Source organism: Microcystis sp. M083S1, from assembly GCF_020246405.1.
GTDB classification, from domain to species: Bacteria; Cyanobacteriota; Cyanobacteriia; order Cyanobacteriales; family Microcystaceae; genus Microcystis; species Microcystis aeruginosa_C.
The window spans coordinates 1-26565 of record NZ_JADBTB010000009.1; the positions used below are offsets into that span (position 1 = coordinate 1).

The window sequence follows — 26565 nt, forward strand, 5'->3', positions numbered from 1 at the left end:
ACTTTTAGAATTGATAGAGACAATTTTGGTTTATAAGTTACCCCAAGTCAGTAGAAAGGAGATAGAAGCGATGTTTAGTTTAAGTGATTTAAAACAAACTAAAGTGTATCAGGAAGCTTTAGAGGAAGGTAGAGAGGAAGGTAGAGAGGAAGGTAGAGAGGAAGGTAGAGAGGAAGGCCGACAAGAAGGCGAATTAGCGGCAAAATTAGCCTCTATTCCTCGCTTATTGGCCTTAGGATTAAACTTTGAACAGATAGCACAAGCTTTAGAATTAGAGATCGAACAGGTTAGACAAGCAACTCAAGGGGAATAGGAAAAGTTCAAACTTTGATAAATTAATATAATTGCTGGTGGCTATCTTTTGCCGGTAGCCATCAAGTAAATCGAAGAATAAAGTAGGTGGGGTTGAACGATAGTGAAACCCGAAATTTAAGTAATTGGGTTGGGTTTCGTCAAATAAATTCCTGTAAAATAGCTTCGATTTGTCCTTTTAGATGAGGAATATCATTTTCAACAATATCCCAAATAATCTCTAGATTAATACAAAAATATTCATTAATAGTTAAGTTTCTTAGATCGCTGGCATCTCGCCAAGGAACTTCGGGATATATTGCTTTAAATTCTTGAGAAGTTGCTCTAGCTGCTTCACCAATAATTTGTAAATGATAGACAATCCAAGTTTGAATTAATTCTTGTTGTTCAAACACGGTTTTTCCCTGGCGAGCATACTTTTCTAAACGCTCAATTGCTTCTAAAATATCCCGCAAGCGTTCGCTATCATCTCTCATAGTGGTATTGCTTCTTTAAGTACGCGCTCTCTGATTCTATCTTTAAGTCCCTGTTCGGTAACAATATCAACTTTGCAGCCTAACAAGTCTTCCAGTTCTCGAATTAACGGCAAGGGAAACCAGGGACTCCGACGTTCGCTACAATAATCAATTAATAAATCAATATCGCTTTTTTCGTCAGCTTCTCCCCGTGCAACAGAACCAAAGATTCGCACGTTATTTGCGCCGTGTTTAGCGGCAATAGCAATGATTTTTTCCCGTTTGTTTTTGAGTAATTCGTCAATTTTCATGTTCTACTTAGTTGGCGGTAAATTTTGTCGAAAAAAGCTTCCTTGTACCGATTCTTGGGGTGGGGGTTTAGTTTGTTTCTCACTCTTTATCTAGGTTTGGCTGAATAATCGACCCGCCTAGCGGCGGGAAAAAGAGAAAAAGGGTAAAAAGGGAAAAAGGGTTACAGAGTCCTCCCAGCACCGCACACCACCCGAAAACCGACGTAGCCGCTGTCGTAGCCGCGGCGGAGGCTGCTGACGCGGTAAGCGGAACGGCAGTAAGCCGGATTGAAGTACCAAGAACCGCCCCGCAATATGCGATAATCATTATCATTATTATTTTTTATCCAAGCACTGCCATCCGTCGGCGCTCCGATATAGCTACTATGCCAATCGTCTTCGCACCACTCCCAAACATTGCCACTCATGTCATACAGTCCCCAAGCATTGGGCCTTTTCTGGCCTACAGGATGAGTTGTATTCTGAGAATTTCCTTTATACCAAGCGTAATCTCCTAACTGATTGGCATCATCACCGAAATAAAAGCGAGTAGTAGTCCCCGCACGACAGGCATATTCCCATTCCGCTTCTGTGGGGAGGCGATAGGTTTTCCCGGTTATTTGACTCAATTTCTGACAAAAGGCTTGAGCATCGTTCCAACTAACCCTTTCTACTGGATTTTGCAGATTGTTTTTAAACCAAGAGTTGTTTTTAAAATGAGAGGGATTGGTTCCCATTACTGCTTGATATTGTGCCTGAGTCACTGGATATTTCCCAATCGCAAAACTGTTGACTTTAACTTGGTGTGGAGGCTTTTCATAACTTTCAGCATTGGGATCACTGTCAGGGGATCCCATAAGAAATTCACCTGCTGGTAAGCTCACCATCTCTAGTGTGACTCGATTGGATATTTTTTCGGTAAATGGAGTGGGTGAAGCAATTAGGGGTATTGGTGAAACAGGCTTTTTGACTGCTGCCGGTGCTGGTGGAGGTGACGGGGGAGAAGTCCATCCCAGAGGTTGTAAGGCATTTAAAACCTGTTGTGCAGTCCATCTTTGTTTTCTATCTTTTTGCAAACACCCTTCAATAATCGGTTTAAACTCTTTCGGTAAACTAGGGATTTGTAGCTCACAATTTATCACCTTTACCATTAATTGATTATTGTCATTATTGAACTTATAGGGAAGTTGATTAGTGGTCATTTGGATTAACATAATACCCAATGACCACAGATCCCAAGCTGAGGAAATATCACCCCTAAAGGCTTCGGGAGGCATATAAATAATTGTACCGGTATTGTGGACTGTTTGAGTGTGGCTTTTGTTATTTAAGGTTCTAATTAAGCCAAAATCTGCTAACTTGTATTGTTGATTAACCTTGAGGATATTACCCGGTTTTAAATCTCGATGGACTTTATTTTGTCGATGAAGATAATTTAAGCCCTGGGCGACTTGAGCAGTAATATTTTTAATCTCATCCGCTGACAAACTGCCTTTGGCAATGTGATTTTCTAGGCTACCCTGTGCCAATTCCATCACTAAATAAAGCATCTCTGTCTTGAGAAAAGTAAATTCCCCCACCGCATAACTCTTAATTAAATTAGGATGTTCTAACTTTCTGGAATTTGTTAACTCAATTAATTTATCATCGCTACTTTCGGGGATAACTTTAATGGCAACTTCTTTGACCGATGTATTTCTGACCATTTCACTAGCATGAAATACACCACCAAAACCACCCGCACCGAGAAATTTATTAAGACGATAGGGGCCTATTTGTTGCCCTTCTAACATCTTCATCATTTGGTCTAGCATAATAATAACTCCTGAATTAGCCAATTTTTACGTTCTGTAACTATCCTATTAAGTGGGTGGTTTTAACGAAGGCAAGAGGCAAAAGCTTTATCGAAATGTGTAATTAATTTTGCTTAGGTACTTAATACTAAATCTGGCTATTAAATACTGATTATTTATTCCCTCGAGTAGAAAACGAGTTTCTCGGAAAAACCCGTTTTCTGTGGGTTACTCAAGGGATTTAGTATTAGTATGACTTGGGGTTCGGTTATCTCATAATCAAAAAAGGTGGGCGATAAACCCACCAGAAAAATAACCCAAAAACCTTAACGATAATTAGGACTTTGGATATCTCTAAGACGCGCTTCGGGACGTTTAAATCTGTCCATTTGTGCCTCAAAGAATTGACGATTTTTCAGTAAATGTTTGGGATTAGGATCGTCGAGGGGATAGAGTAAAGCAGTGCGTAGAGCTTGAATAACTGCTGAAGTAACATTATACATCGAGCGCTGGAAACTAATCCCCAATTGAATCAAAATATCGTCTTCCCCCCGGCAGTTTTGCTGATAGTAATCAATCAGATATTGTGGTAAAAAATGATACATATCATCCATTAACAACGTCGGCGGAATTCCCGCAGTACCCACGGGGAAAACATCCGCATAAAGAATGCCATAGTGAAAGTCTTTTTGTTCGTCAGGAACCTGTTTTGCTTGGGCATTATAGGACTTTGTACCCCGGAAGGGAGCAGTACGATAAAAGACCGCTTCTACATAGGGTAAAGCTGCTTCATAAAGCCAAGTAAAAGCCTTTGATTTGGGGATAATTTCGTAGCATTGACCATCAATATAAACGTGATGATAAATCGGCCGGCCAGCGATGGCAAAAATACCATTAACGAGGAAATTCATGGCATCAGGAACACCTTTAAACCCTCCTTCATCGTAGATATCAGACATCTCGAAAAATACCGGGGCCATCACTTCCCAGAATAGTCCTAAATTGGAGTAGTAGGACATCATCCGCACCTGTTCCAAAAACATATCGGGGAACAGGTCATAAAGTTTCATCATCACCGGGTTTTTCTTGAAATAGGCCTTAATAGCGCGGTCGGCATTTTGGCGATATTCTTCTGAATCAAGATAGGCATCAAATAAACCCCAACCCATATCGCGGCCATGCCACAACATAGCTTGCATACAAGCTTCAGCAAATTCCATATTAACGCGGTCATGCCAGAGGTGATGGATTAATCTGGGCATTTTTCTGGTTTTACCTTTATCCATGAATTCTAACAATTCAGGGTGAGCGGAACCCGTACCGCGCCAGATGCGTAAATCGGCATTATCGCCAGCGTAATGATTTTGTAGGTCTAGGTATTCTTGGGGTAGAAAATATTTAAAAAAGGGCAAAGGATCGAGGAAAACTCGTTCGGCAATATAGAGCAGATCTCGCCAATAAAAATCCATCGGCACGGCATAAGCTTTATAAATGCCGATAATTTGCATCAGGTTTTCGGGAGTATCCGGCAACATGGATCCACCCGCTTCTAAACGATGGATAATGTCGGCGAATTCGTGATTAGAAGGGGGAATTTTGGCTTTGATTAATGTCCCAGTCATAGTTTTAGGTAAAGTAATTAGCAGCGGTTACAATAATTCGGAAACAGCAAGGGATAACTAACTATTACTCAAAAATTTACCACGATTCAACCAGTTGGTTTTTGAGGACTTTTGCGGAGATTTTTTGAAGACAAAACTAGGTTTTGCTTCTCCCGATAAGCTGGCAACCATCGAGTTAGTGGTGGGTTCAATCCAACGGACTAAATAATTGGGTTGAATACCTAAAAAGACGATTAATACCATTAAGACAAAAGCGGGTATAGTTTCCGATTTCAGGACTTTGGGATAGTAGGCAAGTTTATTATCCAATTTACCAAAACAGGTGCGATTAAGCAGGATAACAAAGTAAACCGCCGTTAAACCGGAAGCGATGATACAGAGAACCGTCTGCACGGGAAAACGGGAGAAACTACCCTGAAAAACGATAAATTCCGCCACAAATCCCACTAATCCGGGGATCCCAGCGCTGGCCATACCGGCGAGAATTAATAGGGCGCTAACCAGGGGTAAACCGCGAATTGGGTTCATTAAACCGTTTAAAACGTCTAAATCTCTAGTTCCGGCTTTGCGTTCGACGATGCCCACCAGATAGAATAAGAGGGCGAGAATGAGACCATGGCTAATCATTTGCGCGACGGCACCAAGGACGCTTAAACCCGTGCCGGCGGCGGCTGCTACCAGTATATAGCCCATGTGACCGATCGAACTGTAGGCCACCATGCGTTTAATGTCTTTTTGGGCAATAGCGCTCAAAGCACCGTAAATAACGCTAATAACGCCGACAATTGCCAGTCCGGGGGCGATTAAAGACCAAGTTTCCGGGAATAATTGCAGACCAAAGCGAACTAAGCCATAAGTACCGAGTTTAGCGAGGATACCACCTAATAAAATTGCTGTAGCGGGGGAAGCTTCCGTATAGGCATCCGGTAGCCAAGTATGGAGAGGTACGAGGGGGATTTTGATGCCAAATCCCACTAACAGCAGAGTTAAGAGCAGTAATTGGGTTTTTTGGGAGAAATCGGCGGTGGAGAGGGAGGAGTAGTCAAAAGTACCACCGTTGAGGAAACCTATGCCTAAAAATGCCGCTAGGACTAATAACCCAGAGACAGCAGTGTAGAGAAGGAATTTAATCGAAGCATAGCCACGTTTTTCGCCTCCCCAGATAGCAATCATCAGATAAAAGGGGATTAATTCTAGTTCATAGAAAACGATGAACAGCAGCAGGTTTTTGGCCATTAATGCCCCAGAAACCCCGGCGTTAATCAGGAGGATTAGGATGTAATAAAGTCGGGGACGCTCTATTTTTTCTTCGCTACTATAGATAGCTATTCCTGTCAAGAAACAGCTTAAAATAATTAACGGTAAGGACAAACCATCGACTCCGAGGTTATAACTTAAACCGATTGGTTTTGCCCATTCGCGGTATTCAGAAAATTGAAAGCCATTACTGGTTAAGTTATATTGAGTCAGCAGATATAAAGACCAAAGGAGGACGGCGGCAACAAAAAAGAGGGTAATTTGACGTAATTTTGCTGGGCCAAATTTATCGGGGAAAAGACCGACGATAATTGCTCCAATTATTGGCAACCAAAGCAGGGTACTGAGCATATTGGTATCGATCGAATTTATAATGACTGGGATGAGAAAAGGATTAGCCAACCAACACGATGACTAATCTGGAATTGACTAAATTAAACTCACTTTGCCGGTATCGAGATCGTAGTAGGCTCCAACAATTTTTAATTGTTTTTTATCTACTAAATCACCCATGACTGGGGACTTGCCTAATTTCTCTACTTGATAGTTAACATTGGATTTAATGGCTCGCTCAAGTTTGTTAGAACCGGGTTGTTTTTCAGCCCGATCAACTCCCACCTGTAGGCCATCGATTAAACGACCGATTTGTCCGGGAAAACGACCGCCTTCAATGGTGGCTTTTACCGCTCCACAACGAGAATGACCAAGGACAACAATTACCTTGGCTCCTAACACCAACGTGCCGAATTCAAGGCTACCAATTTCTTCGGAAGTGGCTAAATTTCCCGCTACCCGACAAACAAATAGATCTCCTAATCCGCGATCAAAAACGATTTCTGCCGGCACGCGAGAATCGGCACAGCCCAAAATTGCCGCAAAAGGGGCTTGACTTTCGGCCACTTCTGTGAGTCGAGCTTGATCGCGGTTAGGACTTTTTTTTCTTCGTTCCCAGAAACGTTGATTGCCTTCCATGAGCATAGTTAAGGCCTGGTCTGGGTTCAATCCTTGATTTTGAGCCGTTAGCCATGGCTGGGAATTAACAGCAGTTTGGGCGTTACTTTTGGACAACTGAGAACCCAAAACAGAGGCGGCTAGACTGGTTCCCAAAAAACCACCCCCATAACGGATTAATTGGCGACGAGAGGTATTGAACATAGGTAATTGTTTCCATTAATCAGGACAAGTCCTATTGTCAGGGCCGGGGATGCTAAAGAAAAGCCTAAGTTATCAAATCTTTAACTGAAAACTAGAGAAATTTGTGCTAGTAGGGGCCAGCAGATGATAATACCAATCAAAGCCACCCCCAAAATAATCGACAGAAAGTAAAATTGGGTCTGGCCCGAGACGTTATATTTCAAACTCTGACCACCAAAAACCGTGGCTAATCCCACCAGGTTAACGATGCCATCCACCAGAAAGGTATCGATCCAGTTAATAATTTGCGAGATTAATCCGACGACAAAAACGATGGTAACTTTATACAATTTGGCTGTATAAAGGTCGTTAGCAAAGAAATCTTGAAGGGCTTTCGGTTGAAAAACGATCGGTTTGGAGATATTTTCATTCAGATAAATATATGCTGCCGGAATTACGCCCCCAGCAGTGGAAAGCACCAAGAGAAAAGCCACTCCCAGATTTAAGTTACTTGGTAATAAATGCCATTGCGCTAATAAAATCGGCAGATGAAGGGCGAAACCCATGGTCACAGTCATGGGGATAACTAAGGGCCAAAGAGCTTCTGGAGAGCGCAGGGTCATTGGTTTGATTTTACCGCCAAAGAAAACGCAAAATTCTCTAGTGACACTAAAGGCAGTTAAGGCATTGACCAACAATAGCACTAATAACAGTAAACCACTGACTTCTGCGAGGCGATCGCCCATGCGGGCTAAGGACCAAAAACCACCAAAGGGAGGCAGTGCGACTAAACTAGCGGCACCGACGAGATAACAAATGCCGGAAACGGGACGACGAGACCATAAACCGCCGTATTGGCTTAAATCTTGGCTGATATTATTCCAAACGATGTTACCCACCACCATGACTAACAGGGACATAGCGATCGCATAAGTAAAGAGTAACACTAAAGCTGTTTCCGTTTGTCCGGTGGCCACAGCGATAAAAATCAGTCCCATGTAGGCGCTGACGGAATAGGAAAGGGAGCGCTTGACATCGATCTGTGCGATCGCAATTAACCCCGCACCGATAGCGGTGACAGAACCAACAATGATCATCACCTGTAAGGTTAAGGGCGATAATTGCAGCACCGGCTCTAATTTCACCAATAACCAAGCGCCAGTGGAAACAACGACGGTATTCCGCAGAATTGTCGCTGGCATCGGTCCTTCCATGGCCTCATCTAGCCATAAATGCAGGGGAAATTGAGCGCATTTGCCCATTGGACCTGCAATCAGGGCTAAACAGAGTAAATTAGCCACATTGGGGTTTAAATTGGCTGTAGCCGCCCATTGTGCTAATTGGTCAAAGTTCCAGGTTCCCGCCAGGGGTAAAAGGGCCACCACTCCCATCAACAGGATTAAATCGCCAATCCGTTTGGTTAGAAAAGCGTCCCGCGCCCCCGTTACCACCAGAGATTGATTGAACCAGAAACCAATCAGTAGATAAGTGCCGAGGGTGAGAACTTCTAGCACACAATAGCTGAAAAATAGCGAATTACAGATAACTAGGGCGCACATACCCCCTTCAAAGAGGGCGACGAGAGAATAAAACCTTGCCCAACCCCAATCCATTTCTAGATAGGCGATCGCATATACCTGAGCGGCGAGGTTTAAGCCGGTAATTAGCAGTAAAGCCCCGATATTAACGGCCGAAATCTGCACATCTAAAGATATGCTTAAATCTGCGGCATTTAGCCAATTAAATGCTATAGATTGCGGCGGACGACCCCAAACGGCGAGCAAAGCAAAAAGGCTATGCAAAAAAGCCCAGCAGGTCATGATCAAGTTCAGATAACCGGCCGGTCGCGGGCCGGTTTGCCGGATAATACCGGGAGACCAGGGTAGGGCGAGAAGTGCGCCCGCAAGGGCATAAAGAGGTACCAACCAGATAGTCTGGCTGAAGGACTCGAACATATAACCACCTCAAGAAGAAAAATGATCCTGAATTAAAGTTTAAGGTTTAATGGCTCACTAATAAGCTGTCACCATTTTTTAACGGGGCATGAATGGGGATGGTTTGACTAGCTTCCAGCAGGTATTTTAAAAAAGCATCGGCAATCACGGAAAGTTGTTTTCCAGCCAGATAACAAACGTACCAATTGCGCTGAATTGGAAACTGTTCCACGTCGAGGATGGCTAATTCGCCGTTTTCCCCTTCCGAGATGAGAGTATGCTTAGATAGTACCGATATTCCCAAACCCCCAGAAATAGCCTGTTTAATCGCCTCGTTACTGCCTAATTCCAAGCGCACCTTTACCTTAATATCGTGGAGATTAAATAATTTTTGTACCGCTTGGCGGGTTCCAGATCCCGACTCGCGCATAATAAAAGGTTGATGGTTGAGGCACTCAAGGGGAAGATTTTTCTGGCCCACCAATGGATGATCTCGTCGCGCCACCACCACTAGGGGATTTTCTAGGAAAGACTGAGAACAAAGTTCCACTTCTTCCGGCGGTTGACTGAGAATATACAGGTCATCCTCGTTATTTAACATTCGCTCTTGCAGTTTCTGATGATTAGTCACTTGCAGGGCGATGTCAATACCGGGATACTGTTGACAGAATGCCCCCAGTAATCGCGGCACAAAGTATTTAGCGGTAGTAATTACGCCTAAAGTTAGCTTTCCCTGTCTAGTTCCCTTAATATCGGCCACTTTCATTTGAAAGTTGTCCAATTTCTTAAAAATCTCTTGACAGGTGAACAGTAATTCCTGACCCGCTTCGGTTAAAAATAAACGTTTGCCAATTTGCTCGAATAGCGGTAAACCCACGGCTTTTGTGAGTTGTTTGACTTGGGTTGAGACGGTAGGTTGAGTGATAAATAACTCCTCGGCCGCCTTGGTAAAGCTACTGTGTCGAGCGGTAGCCTCGAAAACCCTTAACTGGTGCAGGGTTGCCTGTATCAAGTTCTTATCCTCTTCTCAATAACAACTATTTGTCACCATCAATCCTAACGCCTTTATAGATTCTAGTCAATTAACTTTTTGATAAATATAGACTCTACTAGATATAACCGCAGCTTAAGACCTTTTGTCAGCCATCAGCTTTTTTCTCCCTCCTCCCCTCTCCCCCTCTCCCCCACTCCCCCATTACCCCATTCTCCCCACTCCCCAATTCATAATTCATAATTCATAATTCATCATTCATAATTATCTTGCTACAATCAGAAAACAACCATCTATTAAAATTAAAAGACAATGGTTAGTTATCTTGATATTGACGACGATCTTCTTTTCCCAGATAGTGATGGTCAACCGATGGCAGATAATACCGAACAATATGAGTGGATTGTCAAAATTAAGGAGAATTTAGAAATTATCTTTGCCGATGACCCTAGGGTGTTTATTGCTGGAGATTTACTCTGGTATCCTCTGCGTTCTACTTTGGTTTCACCGGTTGCTCCCAATGTCATGGTAGCTTTTGGCCGTCCCAAAGGACGAAGGGGTTCCTATCGTCAATGGCAGGAGGAAAATATCGCTCCTCAAGTGGTTTTTGAAATTCTATCACCGAAGAATACAAAAGCAGAAATGAGTCGAAAATTAGAGTTTTATGACACATATAATGTAGAAGAATACTATTTATATAACCCGATGCGCTGTCGTTTACAAGGTTGGCAAAGACAGGGAGAAAATTTAAGAGAAATTATCCCCATCAATGACTGGATAAGTCCCCGCTTAGGTATGCGTTTTATCTGGGATAAATCTAGTTTAGAATTGTATCGTCCCGATGGAGAGAAATTTTTAACAACTGTTGAGTTAGAGTCTCAAATGCGTCAAGAAAAGAAACGCGCTGATAAAGAAAAGAAACGCGCTGATAAAGAAAAGAAACGTGCCGATAAAGAAAAAAAACGTGCGGATCGACTAGCGGAACGCTTACAGGCGTTAGGATTAACCTTAGAAGAAGAATAATACCATGCCATTACTTTGGAAAAATGGTATTTAGATTAAGTTTTTTCATAGGTTATTAGTAAACAATAATCAGTGAACTGATAACTGATAAGTAGGTAGGCGTTAAAAATTATCAGATGCCCCCCTTATTAAGGGGGGATTAAAGGGGGGACTAAGGGGGGATCGGCACCCCCCTTATCAAGGGGGGCAGGGGGGATCGAACCTAAAATCCATTTTTAATTTAATTATAACCAGCTACTTAACTGATAACTGATAACTGATAACTGATAACTGATAACTGTTTACTGATAGCTAAAAAAATCTTTAAACTTCTAATAAATTTTCTAGGCGATCGAGAACGATATCGGTGATACACTTAATTCGGTATAAACAGGCTTTAGTATCTGTGGAGTTGAAAGTGCCATTTTCCCAATATTTGTTACTACCGGCACCACCCCCACAAACCCCAAAATAATCGCAGTTTTGCCGACATAAATCGACTCCACCGCGCATATCAGCGTAAATTTGTTTAAATTTCTCGGTTTCACAGATAGATTCCAGAGAATCGGTCAAAACATTACCAAAGATAAAATCGCCGTAGGGTTGAGTTTTAATCGATAGTAATTCCGGATCAAAGGTGGAAAAATTACCTTGATTATCAAAATTGACAATCATAAAAGGTCGATTCATATCGGTATTTTCTAAGCGTTCATCCGTATAAATCAAACTACAGATCGATTCAAATTCTCGCAGCTTAAATTCTCCTTGTTTGGCCGTGACTAACTCCCAAAATCTGACAATAAACTGGCGATAACGTTGTTCAATACCTAATTTATCTAAGGAAGATTGTGAATGAATACCCTCAGTTTCTTCCATATTAAAAGCCACATCGGTAAGACCATGATCCCAAAAAAAGTTAAAAATTTCGTCGGGATAGTCGAGGGAATCTTCTGTTAAAACAGCGATGATACTGACATCAATTTCATGTTTTTGCAAGAAAGAAATCCCCCGCATTGTAGCAGCATGACTGCCAGTTCCCTTGCGGTTTTGCCGGTGGATATCGTGAATAAAAGCCGGTCCATCAAGACTGACTCCCACATAAACATCATGCTTTTTAAATAATTGACACCAAGCATCGTTAATATAAGTGGCGTTAGTTTGTACTGAATGACGAAAACAGTAACCCTGCTGATTATATTTCTCGCTAACTTCCGCAATTTTAGCAAAGGCACTTTCATAAAAACTGATGGGAACTGCTAAGGGTTCGCCGGCGTGCCAGCAAATGGTAAAATCATTTTGGAGAAAACGACTACTAAAAACCCTCTGAAAAATCGGCTCGATTAAATCTAAGGATAGGGTATTTTTTAAATGGCGATCGGGTAAATAACAGTAATCACAATTGAGATTACAAAAAGAAGTCGGCTGCACGACTACTAAAGTAATTGGACCACAATCCGACCAATCTATATTTGTGTTTTTTTCCATCATTCTATTTTTAATATTCTCACTTAAGTATGATAACTGATTCTGGGGAGTCTATCTTAATTTTACCTATACTATTTCCTATTCCCTCAATAATAAATAATATAATTGACCGGGAGTATTAATTAAACCGGCTCGCTCGCCAGCATTTTTTCCTGTTCCCATAAAAATATCTACCCTCCCAGTACCTTTAATCGCGCTGCCAGTATCTTGATCGAGAACATAGCGACTAACTAATTTTTTATTAAGATTTCCCTGGGGAATTTCTGTCTCAATTACTGCTAAAGCGCCGGGGGGAAAAATACTTTTATCTGTAGCGATCGATCTTTCGGGTAAAACTGGAACTCCAATGCTACCAGTAGCGGGTGCGCCGTGGGTTTCTCGAAAGAAAATAAACCGATTATTGCGGGGAATATAATTCTTTAATTGCTCGGGATTACTTCTGAGAAAATCCAAAACCATTGGTAAGGTTAACCCCTCGGCGGGAAAAATACCATCGGCAATCATTTCTTTTCCCAGACTTGTGTAGGGATGCTCGGTATTGCCATCAAAACCAATGCTCATAATTTGACCATTAGGTAAACGTAATTTCGCCGAACCTTGCACATGAACTAAATAAGCTTCTAAGCGATCTTTTAACCAGACTAATTCGTATCCCGCTAGACGGCTATTTTCCCCCAGTAAACCATCTTTTCCCTCTAATTCTACCCTAGCTGGATGGGGTTTTGACCAGCGAGAAAAGTTAGAAGGTCGGCGATAGAGAGGATATTTATACTCGGCGTTTTTTTGCCGACTTGCTTGATAAATTGGCTCAAAATAACCAGTAAATTTAACATTTCCTTGGCTATCATTACCCAAAGAACGATACCAAATAAATTCTTTTTTAACTGCCTTTTGTAGAGCTGCGGGAGTGGGAGAATTCTGCACTAATTGACGAAAACGTACTAAGGAACGCTGCACTCGCTGACGGGTTATTTCAGGAATAGGATAATTTTGATAGGCGCGGATCGCCGCCGAGCTATTCAGATAACGTAAACTATGATCGATCGCTTGTAGGAGGGTTTTTTTGTCCGTTAGCAGTCGTTCATCGTATCCCGTAGATGTTCCTAATTGTGAGATTTCAAAACGTTCTAGGGGCAAATTTGCGGGGGTGAGGGCAATTAATCCCAAGCTGAGGGGGAGGAGTGTCAAAAGGTGTTTCATGGTGACAGGAGTGGGCAGCTATTGACTAGATTAAGTAGGTAGGCGTTAAAAATTATCAGACACCCCCCTTATCAAGGGTAGGGTTGATTCATGAATCAACCCTACCTTATCAAGGGAGGCAGGGGGGATCGAACCTAAAATCCATTTTTAATTTAATTATAACCAACTACTTAACAATCAAAAAGAATAAATAAATGAGAAAAGTTGTTTCTTGTTTATATCCTTAGGATAGTTGTTGCCGATAAATCTTAATTTGTTCCAAGCGAGGGCCGACCTTAGAAATGATGGTAAATTCTAAATTTTGGTAATATAATTGTTCTCCCACCTTCGGTATTTTTTGCCAATGATGGAGAACAAAACCTGCTAGGGTTTGGTATTCATCGGCCAAGGGTAAACTTAAATTTAATGCTTTGTTCACGTCCTCTAAATTCATTTGTGCTTGTACGAGAAAAGTCGATTCATCGAGGAGTTGATATTTTACTGTTCCCGATTCATCACTAGGGGAAAAAGTTCCCAGAATCTCGCCGATTAAATCTTTTAGGGTTAATAAACCGGCTGTTCTGCCAAATTCATCCACAATGATAACCATCTTTAAGGATGATTCCCGCATCACTGTTAGTAATTCATTTAAAGCAGTTGTTTCGGGGAAAAAACGAACAGGTTTTAACCAAGGTTTAATCGGGGTTGTTAAATTTAACTGACCTTCGGCAAGGGGTAAAGCTAAATCTTTAAAATCGATCAAACCACGGATATCATCACCGGAATCTCCTTCCACAGGATAACAAGAATAGCCACTGTTAACTACTTGGAGCAGTAATTCCTCAAAAGTTGCGGTCGAGGAAATAGCTATTAAACGGTTATGGGGAACCATGATTTCTGCGGCAGTGATTTCGCTAAACTGGAAAACATTATTTAAAATTTTCCTTTCCGCTGCTTCTAATCCCGTTAATTCCCCTTCCATGCTGATAATTAATTGTAATTCCTCGGAAGTTACCCGACTAGAACGCTGTAGATCCACTTCGGGGATACGGGTTAAAACCAATAAAAAACGAGTTGATTGATTTAGAATACCGATAAAAGGCTTAAAAATCCTGGAAATAACCCCAATAGGTGCAGCTAATAATCGCGCCATCGGTTCGGCATAAATTAAAGCTAGGGATTTGGGATAAAGTTCCCCAAAAACTATCTGGAGATAGGCCACGATTAAAAAAGCTAGACAAAGAGAGAAACCATGGGAGAGAAGATTTTGCCAGTTTAAAGAAAAGGGTAAAAAACTTAGTAATTTCTTTACAAAAACGGTCATGGTACTCTCCCCGATCCAACCTAAAGCTAAACTAGAAAGGGTGATACCTAATTGGGTAGTGGAAAGTAAGCGATCGAGACTTCTTTGTAGAGATTGGACCGTCTGCGCTGGCACATCTCCCGCAGCCACTAGCTGACTGACGCGGGTACGACGGACAGACACAAGCGAAAATTCGGCCGCTACGAAAAAAGCATTGAGCGCGATTAGTAAAAAGACTAAAATTAAACGAGTCAATAAATCCTGATTATCCATAGCGAAAAGGCAAAACTCGCCTTTTTTAAAGCCTATCCTTTGGTTTCTTCCTTTGATTGCGGTTTGTTTTTCTGTTGTTGCATATAAACTCTCACTCTTTTCAGCACCTCTTCTTCCTTCACGGGGATAAAAGTTTGATTGCGACCATAACTGGTGCGATCGTTGGTAAACTTTTTAGCGGGGTTGATATCCGGTTGACTGACTCCCTTCAGGGAGGCGAGTCCCAATTGATAGGCTACCCAACCGCTACCGAAGCCGGCGGCTAACATGGCTACCATCAAAAGGAGTCCTAACTGCAAGGAGGTGCTGATTGCAAATTTTTTCATCTTGGTGGGGCTGAATTTTCACGTTCAGAGTAATTACCGATCTATAATGAGTTAATAGTATAACCCAGGGTTGGCCGAGCGGTTGAGGCAACGAACTCATAATTCGTGCTAGGCAGGTTCAACTCCTGCACCCTGGATAGTTTTGATGGCTTCGGAAGGTATTCGGTAGCAGTATTCAGAGTGTAGGGTGCGTGTTTGCGGTTACTAATTTGGTCAAAAAACCCAAACTAACAAGCCGCCGTAACGCACCAATTATATTATCTCTTGTTTCAAGGCTCTGCCTTGCAACACAGTATTTAAGGCTCTGCCTTAAATATTATTCAGGTAGAATCCTTGCTTCTGATCAAGGTTCTGGTATCTCCAACTGACGAAAAATTCTCACAGCCATCCTCGACAATTTCTCAATGTGGAGGGATGGCTGCGCACCGACCATTGAGGGGATTTTCTCAGATGGAATGTTCACTTCCTTCTCGTACCAATTGACAACCCTGTTGACTGAGATAACGCAACAAATCTCGACGCTTCATGAGGCGATCAAAGTCGGTACAATTTGGACATGGGTTGATGCAGAAAAGATTAGATAAATTGGTTCTTCTAAATCCGCTTCTGGGTCTGTTAATAACTCATTAGGTAAGGGTAAGGATTCCCCCCTAGATAAATTAACTTCTGCCATATCTACTAGCGCACTCGCTAAGGAACGGCGTACTGTTGCTAGATCATTTCCCCAGGAAATCACGCCTGGGAAATCCAAGACTTCTCCATGGACTCCCTGTTCCAGAAATTTATACATGGCTTTGTAGGTAAGCATCCAATTTATGCTCCTTTCTTTCACCGATATATTTAGTAAAATGTAGGGTGCGTTAGGCAGCTACCAATTCGGTCAAAAAAACAAAATTAACAAGCCGCCGTAACGCACTGATCGTATCATTAATTGTACCTAGTGTAAAACAGGCTTCTAGCCTGTTCCACGGGAAGATGGCCTCGGGGGGATATTGGTTGATAGATAGATAAAGATTAACGCTGGTCTCACCCTCTCGCAATCAAAGAGTGTAGGCTTAGGCTGCGTTATGCTATTCCTAAAAAAACCTAAGAAACTAATTCAAATTCAACCTTCATTTTTAGGGCTGTAGCGATGAGATTTAACAACAAAAAAGAGTTTCCTTCATAGTCAGCATTTTCTAAAGCTTCAATAATAGATTCATCAGTATGAATTAATTCTGCTAAAGCCTTTGTTGAAAGATGATATGTTTCCTTAATCTTAAATATTTTTCTGGCTACTTCGTCATCAATACGAGCCTTTTCTAATTCTAATTGACGCTCTGGATTATTAACATAATAACGGTGGTAAAGAATTTTTAAGCCATCGGCTGTTGTTTGGGTTGTATTCATATTAACTCCTGAAAATAAGTGTGTAATGCGGAGTAAGGGTTTGTAGTTTTTCTAAAATAATTTGCAGGTGGGGAGTTATGGATATCATGGCAATCTCAAGTTCATATTTAAGGCAGAATAATAAAGTAGCTCATGTTATCGGATTGAATTAAATTGAAATGTCTGTGGTCTAATGTCAGAATTTGGTTAATAGAATAGCGTTCTGCCATGACCAGTAAACTAGCATCAACTAAGCCTAACGGTAAATCTTGATAACGAGTCATAATTTTAAGAGCTTTTTCTAAATCTTCTAAATCGAAGGGAAGCAAACTATATTTTCCCTGTGTAATATCCATCAAAAAAGCTCTAGCTACTCTTTCACCGAGATATTTAGTCGCTAAATAATCAACTTCTGGTAATACCGTCACAGGGACAAAAACTTGCTGATTTCTGATCGCTTCTACGACAATAAAATGATAGTGATCGTCTCGGTCTAATAGGGCAATAATTCCACTGGTATCTGCTATTATCTTTCGTCCTGCCACAATAATTCCTCGCAACGAGTTGATAGGTCAGACATTCCACTAGCTCCCATCCCAATAGATGGGGGTAAAGATGGGGAATCATTGTCTTTTATTGGCTCATTTTCTATATTTTCCCCTATTTCTTTAAGGATTAATTGAGCAATATTTTCCTGTCGATCTGCTGACAGAGTAGCTAATTTTTTGAGAGCAAGTTCTAATAATTTATTCATGATTTTTTATTCAATGAAAAAGTTCTAATTATAGCGCACCACTTTTATCATTCATTCTACCTGAATATAACGACGAGAAAGATTGCTTCGGGGGGATATTGGTTGAGAGATGAAGGTTAACGTGAATATCCCCCCTCGCAATGACATCTTTGTCGGAAAAAAGCTTCCTTTGACTTGGCGAAGCAATCAGTGCCAGGTATCGAGTTCCGCAAAATGCGATATTTCCGCGATCAAAATCCCGAAAATTATCCTTGACAAAAGATCTGAGATCGTTATATTCTACAGGTTACAAGTCTTTGCGCGAGAGAAGAGGCGGTTTCTGCCACCAATTACCCACGTCCCCACGGCCAGATCACGATCGTTTCTTTCGTCGATAATTTCCAGAAGCCACAAAATCCCGAACGAAATAACCCACACGAACCCCGACAAAACCACATTCCTACAATACCAAACACCCCACCCTGGGAGGTGTGCTTGGGGTGCTAACTCCAAATTAAAGGTAAGTTTTGAGTCCTTCAACCAACTTCCTCCTTTTCTCCAGCCGACGCGAGCGCCGAACTTTTCCCACATTTCACGATTATTCTTCCAATCTCTTTCATCATACTGTCTCGTGCCACCGAGACTCTCATAGATTTCTTTCTGGACGCTGAAGCCAAACTTACCGTTACTGTAGTGCAGCCAAAGTTGGTCAATAGTTCGTAAATCTTCACAGGGGAAATTATCAATATCCTCTATATGTAGCCATCCTTGGCTTTTCCTTCCGGCGACCTGACACATAACTTTAGCTGTTTCTTGGTCTGCTTCTTTCCACTTTCTTGCTGCTAGGAGTTGCTGTAATCGAGAATAGTTAACCCCCCTAGCACTTTTAAGCGCAATATTAGCAGCAACTTTAGGCGGTGGTGGTGTTTGAATAACGGGGGTTGCTGGTGTTGGTGAATAACGGGGAGTTGCTGGTGATTGTATCGAAGTTGCTGGTGATTGTCCCGTCAAATCTTGTAAAATATCCCGCGCTGATTGATAACGCTTTCTTGTCCCAAACTCGATCATTTTATCAAGAATGCGCCCTAAATCATCCCGAACATTATTATTAACTAAAAACTGTCGCCAAATCCATTCATGGTCACTGGTATCAAATAAATCAAAGGGTGAAATCTGAGTCAACAAATAAATACAAGTGACTCCTAAACTATACAAATCACTAGGATTGTTTGGCTTACCGTTAGCTTGTTCTGGCGCGACATATTCCGCTGAACCGATTACCGTACCAGTAACAGAACGGTTAAGAGGTGTAACAACTCTAGACGCGCCAAAATCCACTAAAACCGCTTTCTTGTCTGAGTTACGTCTAATAATATTTTCTGGTTTAATATCTCGGTGAACTACTCCCTGACTATGAATAAAATCTAAAACCGGCAAAATATCCGTTAATAAAGCTTTAATCTTGGCTTCATTAAATACCCCCTGGCTTTTTAATTCTTGTTCTAAATTCTGTCCTTCAATATATTCTTGTACCAAATATTGACGGTCATCATCATGATTGAGATAAGCGAAAAGTTCAGGAATTTGGGGATGTTTTCCTAACTTCTCTAATTGGATTGCTTCTTTTTCAAATAATTCTGAGGCTTTCTCAATTGTATCAGTTCCTTGAGCCGAGGGAAAAAACTGTTTAATCACACAATAAGGTCGAGAAGGCTTACTGTAATCTATCGCCTTAAAAGTGCGACCAAATCCTCCTTGACCAATTAATTTAATTGCTTGATAACGCTCCTGTAAAAACAATTTTGAGCAGCATTTTTCACAGAATTTATTGCCATCTGGATTGACGGCGAAACAATTAGGATTGAGACACAGACTCATGGTTTTTACTCCTTTAAGTAGTTGGGTTGACGTTAAAAAAGTAGCTGTTGGTTATGTTGGGTTTCCTGTCTTAGCTGTTGGTTATGTTGGGTTTCCTGTCTTAGCTGTTGGTTATGTTGGGTTTCGTGCCTCAACCCAACCTACGGTACTTCTTCCTACTTTACATTTTTACATGAACTAAGCCTAAAGCCTAAACTATGTTAACCTATAACCACAAAAAAACCGCTTGCCCGGGCTTTTTCCACAAAATCAAAGTTTAATTAACCTAACAACGCTTTTGCCTTCGCTACCACGTTATCCACGGTAAAACCGAACTTCTCTGACATTCCTAGATAAAATATCGTAATTTTGTTAAAATAATCTCAAAGAAAAGCCTCTAAAATCAAAGGTAATGTCCAAAATCGCTAAAAAACTTAGTAATTCTCCTTTTCGTTATCCCGGCGGTAAATTTTATGCCCGTAAGCTAATCTTAGCTTGTCTTCCTAGTCACCATAAGTATTGTGAACCTTTTGCGGGGGGAGCATCTATATTCTTTGCTAAGGAAAGTGTAGCAGAGAATATTCTCAATGACAAAGATGAAGAATTAATCAACTGTTATCGACATATCAAAGATCATCTTGATAGTCTAATTGAATTATTAAAAGATCTAAACGCTACCAAAGAACTACACAGTTATTATAAAAATGAATTTCAACCAGCCAATGACCTAGAAAGAGCCATGCGTTGGTATTATCTAAATAGAACTTCCTACTCAGGAATTATGAAACTTGAAAATTGTTATTGGGGCTATGGTGATAAGTATTCTATGCGTCCTGAAAACTGGCCTTCTCACCTAAAAACCACTTCGGAAAAACTGCAAAATGTCAATTTATCTTGTTTAGATTTTGAAGATTTAATCAATCAATTACCCGATGATTACTTTTTATTTGTCGATCCTCCTTACTTTCAAGCAGATCAAAATAAATTCTATTCCTGCTTCTTCAGTCTAGAAGATCATGAAAGGTTATGTAAGACGTTGAAAAAACATCAACATCGATTTAAATTTCTTTTGACTTATGATAATTGCTCCGAAATTAGAGAAATGTATGATTGGTGTATTTCTTTACAAGATAATGAATGGAATTACACTATTAATCGAACTGATGATCAAAAAAATGGTTTAAAATTAGAACATGGTTATCAGAGTGAAAGACGCAAGGGCAAGGAGGTATTTATTGCTAATTATGATCTTCAGAAACCCGCAAGATTCACACCTCTACCATTAAGTTTATTCGATATATCTTGATTGCTAATTTTAATCAAGTAAATCCTCTATTTTTTTGATCGGCAGCCATGGTTGTAGAGGTTCAGCCGTATTAACATCAAAGAAAATTTTGGGATAATTAGGGATGAAATTACAGTTGTTATCGTGGCATTTCTGGCGAGAACAATTGATATTATTGGTTTGATTTGCTGTTAAATCTTTACTTCTGGCAACGTACATTTTTAAAAGGGCTTCTTCTTGATTATTAATATTAATTTTGCTTAAAAATATTTGCTCTTTTGGCAAGAGATGTAATCACTAAATCAAAATCTGTTTTAATATGAAGGTATTCCTATCAATTTAGACCTTTTGTGTTCGGTAATTCGATTTGTAATTTTCTTGTGCGAGAATGGGTACTTTTTCAAAAAAGATCAAGTTGAACTTCAAAAAAAGGTTTTCTAATTATTAAAGGAGGATCACCGATTTCTCCAGAGAGTTTCAGCAAGCCATCATCAAAAGTATCTAAAACATCCACTCTGGCTTTAATTGCCGTCGCCACATGAGTTGCATCTTTAGGTTTTAGTGCCTGATATTGCCACATCAATTCTCTGGCTAGTTCACCAACTTTTCTGTCCACATCATAAATATAAATCCACTCATGTCGGAAAAAATCTCTGATTTTTTCCTCACTTTCTTTAGGTAATTTTGGCTGTCCTTTTTCTAATTTCACCACTTCAATAAAAGTAAGAGCAGAAGTCACAATTATTACCTGACCATTTTCAGCTGCTTTGAGAACAGAAATACAATCATTAATTTTATCCTTTTCATTTTTCAGGAAAGCTAAAAAAACACAAGAATCCCAGTAGTGTAGCTTTTTTGTTGGACGAATCACTTACTTCCTCCCCAAATTCCGATCATTTCCTCAATGGTAGGTAAATCTTTTTCCTCAGGAAAAAGATCAATTGACTCAACTTTAATCCCGATTTTTTCCCCATCTTCTCTAGAGGTAACTATCCCCGATACAGAGACTCTTTTTTCTAGATATTCTTTGATATTATCAAGTAAATTTGGTTCAAAGTAACATTTAACACTTTTATTAGTCAATAAATTGTAAACTCTAAAAATAGGTTGACGACTTACATCAATAGCTTTAAGCACACCTTCTACAGTACCAAAACTTTGAAATTTTCCCCCGATAATTTCATCAACATTAGCAATCAAAGCTTGATTCAAGTCGATACACCTCGAATCAAAGCCCAATTGCACCATAAACTCATCTCTTTTTTTCAATATTGCTAATGATCGCGCACTTTCTAAAGCTCGATCAGAAAAATACTTAGGGCGAATCGGATGTTCTAAAATTGTTACTATTCCCCTTTCTACAGTCTTAATAACTTCAGAAATTTGACTAGGTGTAATCTGATCTTGAGGCATTCCTTCTAAAGTAAGATGAATGCTGCCACTATGAATTTGAGAGATTCTCCAATTTATCAGGGGGCGATTTTTGTTAGCAAGGGTTTTATCTACTTCATGGAGTAGTATTGCTAATTGTTCTTGAGCCTTGATAAATTTATCAAAAGACAACAGTGAGCCTTCTATATCTAGTGTTAGGCTCTTGATTGTTTCCTTCGATATAGGGCTTTCCCCTTTAGTCATGGCTCTAGGAATCGTGATAATTATCTCAAGTGTAAAGGTTTTGGCTAACTACTAAAGCTTCCTAGTTTACATTTTTACATGAACTAAGCCTAAAGCCTAAACTAGGTTGACCTATAACCACAAAAAAACCCGCTTGCGCGGGCTTTTTCCACAAAATCAAAGTTTAATTAACCTAACAACGCTTTTGCCTTCGCTACCACGTTATCCACGGTAAAACCAAACTTCTCTAGAATCACACCTCCTGGAGCAGAAGCGCCGAAGGTATCAACCCCCAACACATCCCCCTCATCGGTGATGTAACGATGCCAACCCATAGTTGAACCCGCTTCCACTGCGAGACGTTTTTTCACTGCTTTCGGCAGTACCGATTCTTTGTATTCTGCCGATTGTTCCTCGAATAGCTCCCAACAGGGCATAGAAACGACGCGAGCTTTAATTCCTGCTTCTTTTAACACCGCAGCCGCTTTATCGCAGAGATACAACTCGCCACCCGTACCGATGAGAATGACATCGGGAGTACCTTCAGAATCGGTGATAGTATAAGCACCTTTAGCCACACCATCGAGGGAAGTTCCCGCTAAATTGGGCAGATTTTGACGGGATAATGCTAGTAACGTCGGGCGCTTAGTTTCGCTCACCGCTACTTTATAAGCACCGGAAGTTTCCGTACCATCTCCCGGACGCATGACTAACAGGTTAGGAATAGCGCGCAGAGAAGCAACGTGTTCCACGGGTTGGTGAGTCGGTCCATCTTCCCCTAGGGCAATGGAATCGTGAGTCATTACCCAGATGACGCGAGTTTCTGACAAGGCCGATAAACGGATAGAATTCCGCATATAGTCGGTGAAAATCAGGAAAGTCGCCCCGTAGGGAATCAATCCCGTGTTATGGAGAGCAATACCGTTACAAATCGCCCCCATTGCGTGTTCCCTTACGCCAAAGTGAACGTTACGCTCCTGATAACTGCCTTTTTGGAAATTACCAAAATGCTCTAATTCCGTGTAGTTAGAGTGGGTTAAATCCGCCGAACCACCGATTAAACCGGGTAAAACCCCCGCAAGAGCATTTAAGCAGATTTCCGAGTGTTTACGACTAGCAAGCGCCTTATCTTCGGGTTTATAAACAGGTAAAGCTTGCTCCCAACCTTCCGGCAGTTGACCGGTGGTTAACTGTTCAAATAAAGCCGCTTCTGCGGGATATTTGGCCTGATATTCGTTAAATAACTTATTCCAGTCCGTTTCTGCCGTCGCTCCCTTGTCCACTGCTTGCCGGAAACGATTTAACACCTCATCGGGAACCACAAACGGCTCGTATTCCCAACCTAAGGCTTTCCGGGTTAACTCGATTTCTGTTGCTCCTAAAGCTGCCCCGTGAACATCGGCGGTATTAGACTTATTGGGGGAACCATAACCGATGGTGGTGGTGATTTTAATCATCGAGGGTTTATCGGTGACAGCTTTGGCAGCTGCGATCGCATTGGCAATGGCATCTAAATCGGTGTTACCATTCTCGACGTGCTGAACGTGCCAACCGTAGGCTTCAAAACGCTTGCTCACGTCTTCGGTAAAAGCGATATCGGTGGAACCATCGATCGAGATATGGTTATCATCATAGAGAGCGATTAACTTGCCTAAACCCCAGTGACCGGCTAAAGAACAAGCTTCCCCAGAAATCCCCTCCATATTGCAACCATCACCCAAAATGACATAGGTGTAATGGTCGATAATTTTGGCATCCGGTTTGTTGAAACGGGCTGCTAAATGGGCTTCTGCTAGGGCCAAACCCACACCATTGGCAATCCCTTGACCCAGGGGACCAGTGGTCACTTCTACCCCTTCCGTGACGAAATTTTCGGGGTGGCCGGGGGTTTTCGATTTCCACTGCCGGAATTGTTTAATTTCCTCTAGGGGAACGCTATCGTATCCGGTCAGGTACATCAAAGCGTACTGCAGCATACAACCGTGACCGGCGGAGAGAACAAAACGATCTCGATTGACCCATTGGGGGTTTTTCGGGTTAAAACGCAGGAATTGATCCCAGAGAACAAAGGCCATGGGAGCGGCTCCCATGGGCAGTCCGGGGTGTCCGGATTTAGCTTTTTCCACGGCATCCACCGCTAAAAAACGTACCGCATTAATACAAAGTTCTTCGAGGGATTGGGAGACTACAACCATAATGTTTTTTAGAATGAACTACAAAAATAAGACCAGGTTAAAGAGGGAGCCACTCAAAGATTACTCTTTCAGGGGCATCGACTCAAGCATATTTTCTAAAAGCTAAGGTGACGTTATGGCCACCAAATCCAAAGGAGTTGGAAAGGGCAGCGTTAACTATCTGCTGACGACTTTCGTAGGGGACGTAATCAAGATCACAATCGGGGTCAGGATTGTCCAGGTTGAGAGTCGGGGGAATCCGATCATTAGCGATCGCCATTACCGTGGCCACGGCTTCAATACCGCCAGAACCGCCTAAAAGGTGGCCTGTCATCGATTTGGTGGAACTGACGGGGATTTGGTAGGCCGATTCTCCTAAAGCTTTTTTAATCGCCTTGGTTTCCGTGGGATCATTGGCCCCTGTACTGGTGCCGTGGGCGTTGATATAGCTAATTTCCGCCGGAGTTAAACCGGCATCTTTGATCGCTAATTCGATCGCTCTGGTGGCCCCACGACCATCGGGAACCGGTGCCGTCATGTGATAGGCATCGCAAGTCAGACCATAACCGATCATTTCGGCGTAAATCCGCGCCCCACGGGCCAAGGCCGTTTCTAATTCCTCTATAATCAAGATTCCTGCCCCTTCCCCCATGACAAAACCATCCCGGTCTTTGTCAAAGGGACGACTGGCCCGGGTGGGGTCATCGTTGCGGGTGGACAGGGCCTTAGCGGAGGCAAAACCAGCCAATCCTAGAGGGGTAACGGCGGCTTCCGTCCCACCGCAGATCATTCCTTTGGCCAAACCCCTTTGTACTAGACGAAAAGCATCGCCGATGGCATTGGAACCAGCAGCACAAGCGGTCACGGTACAGTTACTCGGTCCCTTGGCCCCCGTGTGGATAGCGGTTAAACCGGCGGCCATATTGGCAATCATCATCGGGATCATGAAAGGACTACACCGGCCCGGACCTTTTGTCAAGTAAATTTCCTGTTGATCCTCCAGCACTTTTATCCCACCTACGCCCGTACCGATTAGTACACCTATATTATCGGCATTGAGAGCGTCGATAACTAATCGAGAATCTTGCAGCGCTTGCAAACTGGCGGCGACGGCAAATTGAGCGAAACGGTCCATGCGCTTTGCCTCTTTGCGATCCACATATTCGTGGGGGTCAAAACCTCGCACTTCCCCAGCAATGCGACAAGCGTGACGGGAGGCATCAAAGTGGGTAATTAAACCAATGCCACTTTTGCCGTTGATTAAGCCTGTCCAATAGTCTGCTAGATTATTGCCGAGGGGAGTGATCGCACCCATCCCCGTGATGACAACCCTTTTTAATGGCAATTCTGTCATGTTTGTTCAAAAATAAGGGCAGATTTTGCCCCAGATATTTAATCCTAATTGTCAATTTTCCCGCAATAATTAGGCGGTTGCTCCTACTTTCTCGTTAATATACTCGACAGCTTTGCCCACAGTGTCAATTTGTTCGGCTGCGTCGTCGGGAATTTCAATATCAAATTCTTCCTCTAAAGCCATCACTAACTCGACCACATCAAGGGAATCAGCTTCCAGATCATTAGCAAAGCTTGCTTCGGAGGTAACTTTTTCCGGCTCTACGTCTAATTGTTCCACAACAACTCTTTTAACTCGATCGAAAATACTACTCATGGATGTCAATTTTTATCCGCTGGTTTACCGGACTCTAGCCTCTAGGGTCTGGGGAAATGGGGCGGTGTTACCATTTCCGACAATAAATTTCGGTTAGCTTTTTCACTGACCATTTTTCATCTTACTGGAAGTTGTTCCCCTCTTGATGAAGTTTTTTGCGGTCATCAGGGAAGTGGGGTGTGGGGTAGTGGGGTAGTGGGGTAGTGGGGTAGTGGGGTAGTGGGGTAGTGGGGTAGTGGGGTAGTGGAGCATTTGGATGAAATTTCCCTAAACCCCTAAATCCCTATCACCCCAAAACCCTATCACCCTGACGCCTATCTCCTGAATAAAAAGCCAAAATATAACGGATAACTCCGAAATTCAGATAATAATCATCGGAAATTTTGGGTCTGAAACCCCGCCGTTCTAGGTTGGCTTTACGTTAGAATTAAAAGGCCAGTCTCGAAAACCAAGTGGACGGCGCAGCACCTTGAAAACTCGGCTTAGGGGGTTCCGACCAGAAAAGCTTG

The 26565-nt window shown here is 41.9% G+C and carries 27 protein-coding genes and 1 tRNA gene; 5 read left to right on the top strand and 23 right to left on the bottom strand.

All coding sequences use genetic code 11. The annotated features are described in order from the left end of the window. Positions 1 to 313, top strand: a 313-nt coding sequence (locus IM450_RS00515; RefSeq protein ID WP_287720565.1) for a DUF2887 domain-containing protein, incomplete at its 5' end; no start/stop codon positions are given. A 139-nt stretch (positions 314 to 452) separates the two neighbouring features. On the opposite strand, the gene IM450_RS00520 is transcribed toward IM450_RS00515, so the two are convergent. The 8 genes from IM450_RS00520 to IM450_RS00555 form a co-directional block, all read right to left on the bottom strand. After that, positions 453 to 788 carry a HepT-like ribonuclease domain-containing protein gene (locus tag IM450_RS00520; RefSeq protein WP_287666163.1) on the bottom strand — a complete coding sequence of 112 codons (336 nt, stop codon included), beginning with the start codon at positions 786 to 788 and terminating at the stop codon, positions 453 to 455. After that, a complete protein-coding gene (locus tag IM450_RS00525; protein WP_002790317.1) occupies positions 785 to 1078 on the bottom strand; it encodes a nucleotidyltransferase family protein in 294 nt (97 codons plus the stop codon). Before IM450_RS00525 ends, IM450_RS00520 begins: the two co-directional genes overlap by 4 nt. Before the next feature lie 161 nt (positions 1079 to 1239). Further along, complete coding sequence (locus IM450_RS00530) at positions 1240 to 2871, bottom strand: SUMF1/EgtB/PvdO family nonheme iron enzyme (protein ID WP_287666158.1); 1632 nt, start codon at positions 2869 to 2871, stop codon at positions 1240 to 1242. A gap of 305 nt (positions 2872 to 3176) precedes the next feature. Then, positions 3177 to 4472, bottom strand: a complete 1296-nt coding sequence (locus tag IM450_RS00535) for a CO2 hydration protein (RefSeq protein ID WP_008203165.1) — start codon at positions 4470 to 4472, stop codon at positions 3177 to 3179. A 57-nt stretch (positions 4473 to 4529) separates the two neighbouring features. Then, positions 4530 to 6080 carry an NADH-quinone oxidoreductase subunit M gene (locus tag IM450_RS00540; RefSeq protein ID WP_287666154.1) on the bottom strand — a complete coding sequence of 517 codons (1551 nt, stop codon included), beginning with the start codon at positions 6078 to 6080 and terminating at the stop codon, positions 4530 to 4532. 78 nt (positions 6081 to 6158) lie between these two features. After that, positions 6159 to 6884: a carbonic anhydrase gene (locus tag IM450_RS00545; protein ID WP_287666152.1), complete on the bottom strand. Its 726-nt coding sequence runs from the start codon at positions 6882 to 6884 to the stop codon at positions 6159 to 6161. Positions 6885 to 6964: 80 nt separating this feature from the next. Then, positions 6965 to 8818: an NAD(P)H-quinone oxidoreductase subunit F gene (locus tag IM450_RS00550; protein ID WP_287666150.1), complete on the bottom strand. Its 1854-nt coding sequence runs from the start codon at positions 8816 to 8818 to the stop codon at positions 6965 to 6967. A 46-nt stretch (positions 8819 to 8864) separates the two neighbouring features. Beyond that, positions 8865 to 9809 carry a LysR family transcriptional regulator gene (locus IM450_RS00555; protein WP_066029989.1) on the bottom strand — a complete coding sequence of 315 codons (945 nt, stop codon included), beginning with the start codon at positions 9807 to 9809 and terminating at the stop codon, positions 8865 to 8867. 291 nt (positions 9810 to 10100) lie between these two features. On the opposite strand from IM450_RS00555, the gene IM450_RS00560 reads away from it, so the two are divergent. Continuing rightward, entirely contained in the window at positions 10101 to 10811 is a 711-nt protein-coding gene (locus IM450_RS00560; protein ID WP_287666147.1) for a Uma2 family endonuclease, read from the top strand. 303 nt (positions 10812 to 11114) lie between these two features. Here the strand turns inward: IM450_RS00560 and grrM are convergent, their stop codons facing one another. The 4 genes from grrM to IM450_RS00580 all read right to left on the bottom strand — a co-directional run bounded on the left by grrM (position 11115) and on the right by IM450_RS00580 (position 15356). Continuing rightward, on the bottom strand, positions 11115 to 12275 hold the full coding sequence (gene grrM, locus IM450_RS00565; RefSeq protein WP_287688624.1) for a cyclophane-forming radical SAM/SPASM peptide maturase GrrM/OscB: 1161 nt from the start codon (positions 12273 to 12275) through the stop codon (positions 11115 to 11117). A gap of 78 nt (positions 12276 to 12353) precedes the next feature. Then, entirely contained in the window at positions 12354 to 13475 is a 1122-nt protein-coding gene (gene mltA, locus IM450_RS00570; protein ID WP_287666141.1) for a murein transglycosylase A, read from the bottom strand. Between the two features lie 223 nt (positions 13476 to 13698). After that, complete coding sequence (locus IM450_RS00575; protein WP_004268399.1) at positions 13699 to 15030, bottom strand: hemolysin family protein; 1332 nt, start codon at positions 15028 to 15030, stop codon at positions 13699 to 13701. A 32-nt stretch (positions 15031 to 15062) separates the two neighbouring features. After that, on the bottom strand, positions 15063 to 15356 hold the full coding sequence (locus tag IM450_RS00580) for a hypothetical protein (protein ID WP_004268401.1): 294 nt from the start codon (positions 15354 to 15356) through the stop codon (positions 15063 to 15065). 64 nt (positions 15357 to 15420) lie between these two features. On the opposite strand from IM450_RS00580, the gene IM450_RS00585 reads away from it, so the two are divergent. Next, positions 15421 to 15493: transfer RNA gene (locus IM450_RS00585), tRNA-Ile, on the top strand. 386 nt (positions 15494 to 15879) lie between these two features. Here the strand turns inward: IM450_RS00585 and IM450_RS00590 are convergent. The 5 genes from IM450_RS00590 to IM450_RS00610 all read right to left on the bottom strand — a co-directional run bounded on the left by IM450_RS00590 (position 15880) and on the right by IM450_RS00610 (position 19335). After that, a complete protein-coding gene (locus tag IM450_RS00590) occupies positions 15880 to 16164 on the bottom strand; it encodes a type II toxin-antitoxin system HicB family antitoxin (RefSeq protein WP_066029993.1) in 285 nt (94 codons plus the stop codon). A 278-nt stretch (positions 16165 to 16442) separates the two neighbouring features. Continuing rightward, positions 16443 to 16745 carry a hypothetical protein gene (locus tag IM450_RS00595; protein ID WP_287666137.1) on the bottom strand — a complete coding sequence of 101 codons (303 nt, stop codon included), beginning with the start codon at positions 16743 to 16745 and terminating at the stop codon, positions 16443 to 16445. A 107-nt stretch (positions 16746 to 16852) separates the two neighbouring features. After that, on the bottom strand, positions 16853 to 17269 hold the full coding sequence (locus tag IM450_RS00600; protein ID WP_193961363.1) for a type II toxin-antitoxin system VapC family toxin: 417 nt from the start codon (positions 17267 to 17269) through the stop codon (positions 16853 to 16855). Continuing rightward, positions 17251 to 17478, bottom strand: coding sequence for a hypothetical protein (locus IM450_RS00605; protein WP_066029995.1), 228 nt, complete (start codon positions 17476 to 17478; stop codon positions 17251 to 17253). The genes IM450_RS00600 and IM450_RS00605 overlap by 19 nt, the downstream gene beginning before the upstream one ends. Positions 17479 to 17757: 279 nt before the next feature. Continuing rightward, positions 17758 to 19335: a GUN4 domain-containing protein gene (locus IM450_RS00610; protein ID WP_287666133.1), complete on the bottom strand. Its 1578-nt coding sequence runs from the start codon at positions 19333 to 19335 to the stop codon at positions 17758 to 17760. On the opposite strand from IM450_RS00610, the gene IM450_RS00615 reads away from it, so the two are divergent. Next, complete coding sequence (locus tag IM450_RS00615) at positions 19334 to 19516, top strand: hypothetical protein (protein ID WP_043999276.1); 183 nt, start codon at positions 19334 to 19336, stop codon at positions 19514 to 19516. The genes IM450_RS00610 and IM450_RS00615 overlap by 2 nt on opposite strands. A 210-nt stretch (positions 19517 to 19726) precedes the next feature. Beyond that, the gene (locus tag IM450_RS00620; RefSeq protein ID WP_287666131.1) at positions 19727 to 20620 is read left to right on the top strand and encodes a DNA adenine methylase; all 894 of its coding nucleotides are present in this window, start codon (positions 19727 to 19729) and stop codon (positions 20618 to 20620) included. Between the two features lie 9 nt (positions 20621 to 20629). On the opposite strand, the gene IM450_RS00625 is transcribed toward IM450_RS00620, so the two are convergent. The 6 genes from IM450_RS00625 to IM450_RS00650 form a co-directional block, all read right to left on the bottom strand. Beyond that, positions 20630 to 20884 carry a hypothetical protein gene (locus IM450_RS00625; RefSeq protein ID WP_254066474.1) on the bottom strand — a complete coding sequence of 85 codons (255 nt, stop codon included), beginning with the start codon at positions 20882 to 20884 and terminating at the stop codon, positions 20630 to 20632. Between the two features lie 115 nt (positions 20885 to 20999). Continuing rightward, a complete protein-coding gene (locus IM450_RS00630; protein ID WP_004159431.1) occupies positions 21000 to 21470 on the bottom strand; it encodes a type II toxin-antitoxin system VapC family toxin in 471 nt (156 codons plus the stop codon). Further along, positions 21467 to 22234 carry a hypothetical protein gene (locus IM450_RS00635; protein ID WP_287666126.1) on the bottom strand — a complete coding sequence of 256 codons (768 nt, stop codon included), beginning with the start codon at positions 22232 to 22234 and terminating at the stop codon, positions 21467 to 21469. The genes IM450_RS00630 and IM450_RS00635 overlap by 4 nt, the downstream gene beginning before the upstream one ends. Positions 22235 to 22401: 167 nt before the next feature. Beyond that, positions 22402 to 24408, bottom strand: a complete 2007-nt coding sequence (gene tkt / locus IM450_RS00640) for a transketolase (RefSeq protein WP_287666123.1) — start codon at positions 24406 to 24408, stop codon at positions 22402 to 22404. An 82-nt stretch (positions 24409 to 24490) separates the two neighbouring features. Beyond that, complete coding sequence (gene fabF / locus IM450_RS00645) at positions 24491 to 25741, bottom strand: beta-ketoacyl-ACP synthase II (RefSeq protein ID WP_287666120.1); 1251 nt, start codon at positions 25739 to 25741, stop codon at positions 24491 to 24493. A 69-nt stretch (positions 25742 to 25810) separates the two neighbouring features. Then, positions 25811 to 26056: an acyl carrier protein gene (locus IM450_RS00650; protein WP_287666117.1), complete on the bottom strand. Its 246-nt coding sequence runs from the start codon at positions 26054 to 26056 to the stop codon at positions 25811 to 25813. Positions 26057 to 26565 lie beyond the last annotated feature (509 nt).

Coding starts and splice junctions, on each gene's coding strand:
- IM450_RS00520 (WP_287666163.1), bottom strand. CDS start 788: ATGAGAGATGATAGCGAACGCTTGCGGGATATTTTAGAAGCAATTGAG.
- IM450_RS00525 (WP_002790317.1), bottom strand. CDS start 1,078: ATGAAAATTGACGAATTACTCAAAAACAAACGGGAAAAAATCATTGCT.
- IM450_RS00530 (WP_287666158.1), bottom strand. CDS start 2,871: ATGCTAGACCAAATGATGAAGATGTTAGAAGGGCAACAAATAGGCCCC.
- IM450_RS00535 (WP_008203165.1), bottom strand. CDS start 4,472: ATGACTGGGACATTAATCAAAGCCAAAATTCCCCCTTCTAATCACGAA.
- IM450_RS00540 (WP_287666154.1), bottom strand. CDS start 6,080: ATGCTCAGTACCCTGCTTTGGTTGCCAATAATTGGAGCAATTATCGTC.
- IM450_RS00545 (WP_287666152.1), bottom strand. CDS start 6,884: ATGTTCAATACCTCTCGTCGCCAATTAATCCGTTATGGGGGTGGTTTT.
- IM450_RS00550 (WP_287666150.1), bottom strand. CDS start 8,818: ATGTTCGAGTCCTTCAGCCAGACTATCTGGTTGGTACCTCTTTATGCC.
- IM450_RS00560 (WP_287666147.1), top strand. CDS start 10,101: ATGGTTAGTTATCTTGATATTGACGACGATCTTCTTTTCCCAGATAGT.
- grrM (WP_287688624.1), bottom strand. CDS start 12,275: ATGGAAAAAAACACAAATATAGATTGGTCGGATTGTGGTCCAATTACT.
- mltA (WP_287666141.1), bottom strand. CDS start 13,475: ATGAAACACCTTTTGACACTCCTCCCCCTCAGCTTGGGATTAATTGCC.
- IM450_RS00575 (WP_004268399.1), bottom strand. CDS start 15,030: ATGGATAATCAGGATTTATTGACTCGTTTAATTTTAGTCTTTTTACTA.
- IM450_RS00580 (WP_004268401.1), bottom strand. CDS start 15,356: ATGAAAAAATTTGCAATCAGCACCTCCTTGCAGTTAGGACTCCTTTTG.
- IM450_RS00590 (WP_066029993.1), bottom strand. CDS start 16,164: ATGCTTACCTACAAAGCCATGTATAAATTTCTGGAACAGGGAGTCCAT.
- IM450_RS00595 (WP_287666137.1), bottom strand. CDS start 16,745: ATGAATACAACCCAAACAACAGCCGATGGCTTAAAAATTCTTTACCAC.
- IM450_RS00605 (WP_066029995.1), bottom strand. CDS start 17,478: ATGAATAAATTATTAGAACTTGCTCTCAAAAAATTAGCTACTCTGTCA.
- IM450_RS00615 (WP_043999276.1), top strand. CDS start 19,334: ATGGTTTTTACTCCTTTAAGTAGTTGGGTTGACGTTAAAAAAGTAGCT.
- IM450_RS00610 (WP_287666133.1), bottom strand. CDS start 19,335: ATGAGTCTGTGTCTCAATCCTAATTGTTTCGCCGTCAATCCAGATGGC.
- IM450_RS00620 (WP_287666131.1), top strand. CDS start 19,727: ATGTCCAAAATCGCTAAAAAACTTAGTAATTCTCCTTTTCGTTATCCC.
- IM450_RS00635 (WP_287666126.1), bottom strand. CDS start 22,234: ATGACTAAAGGGGAAAGCCCTATATCGAAGGAAACAATCAAGAGCCTA.
- tkt (WP_287666123.1), bottom strand. CDS start 24,408: ATGGTTGTAGTCTCCCAATCCCTCGAAGAACTTTGTATTAATGCGGTA.
- fabF (WP_287666120.1), bottom strand. CDS start 25,741: ATGACAGAATTGCCATTAAAAAGGGTTGTCATCACGGGGATGGGTGCG.
- IM450_RS00650 (WP_287666117.1), bottom strand. CDS start 26,056: ATGAGTAGTATTTTCGATCGAGTTAAAAGAGTTGTTGTGGAACAATTA.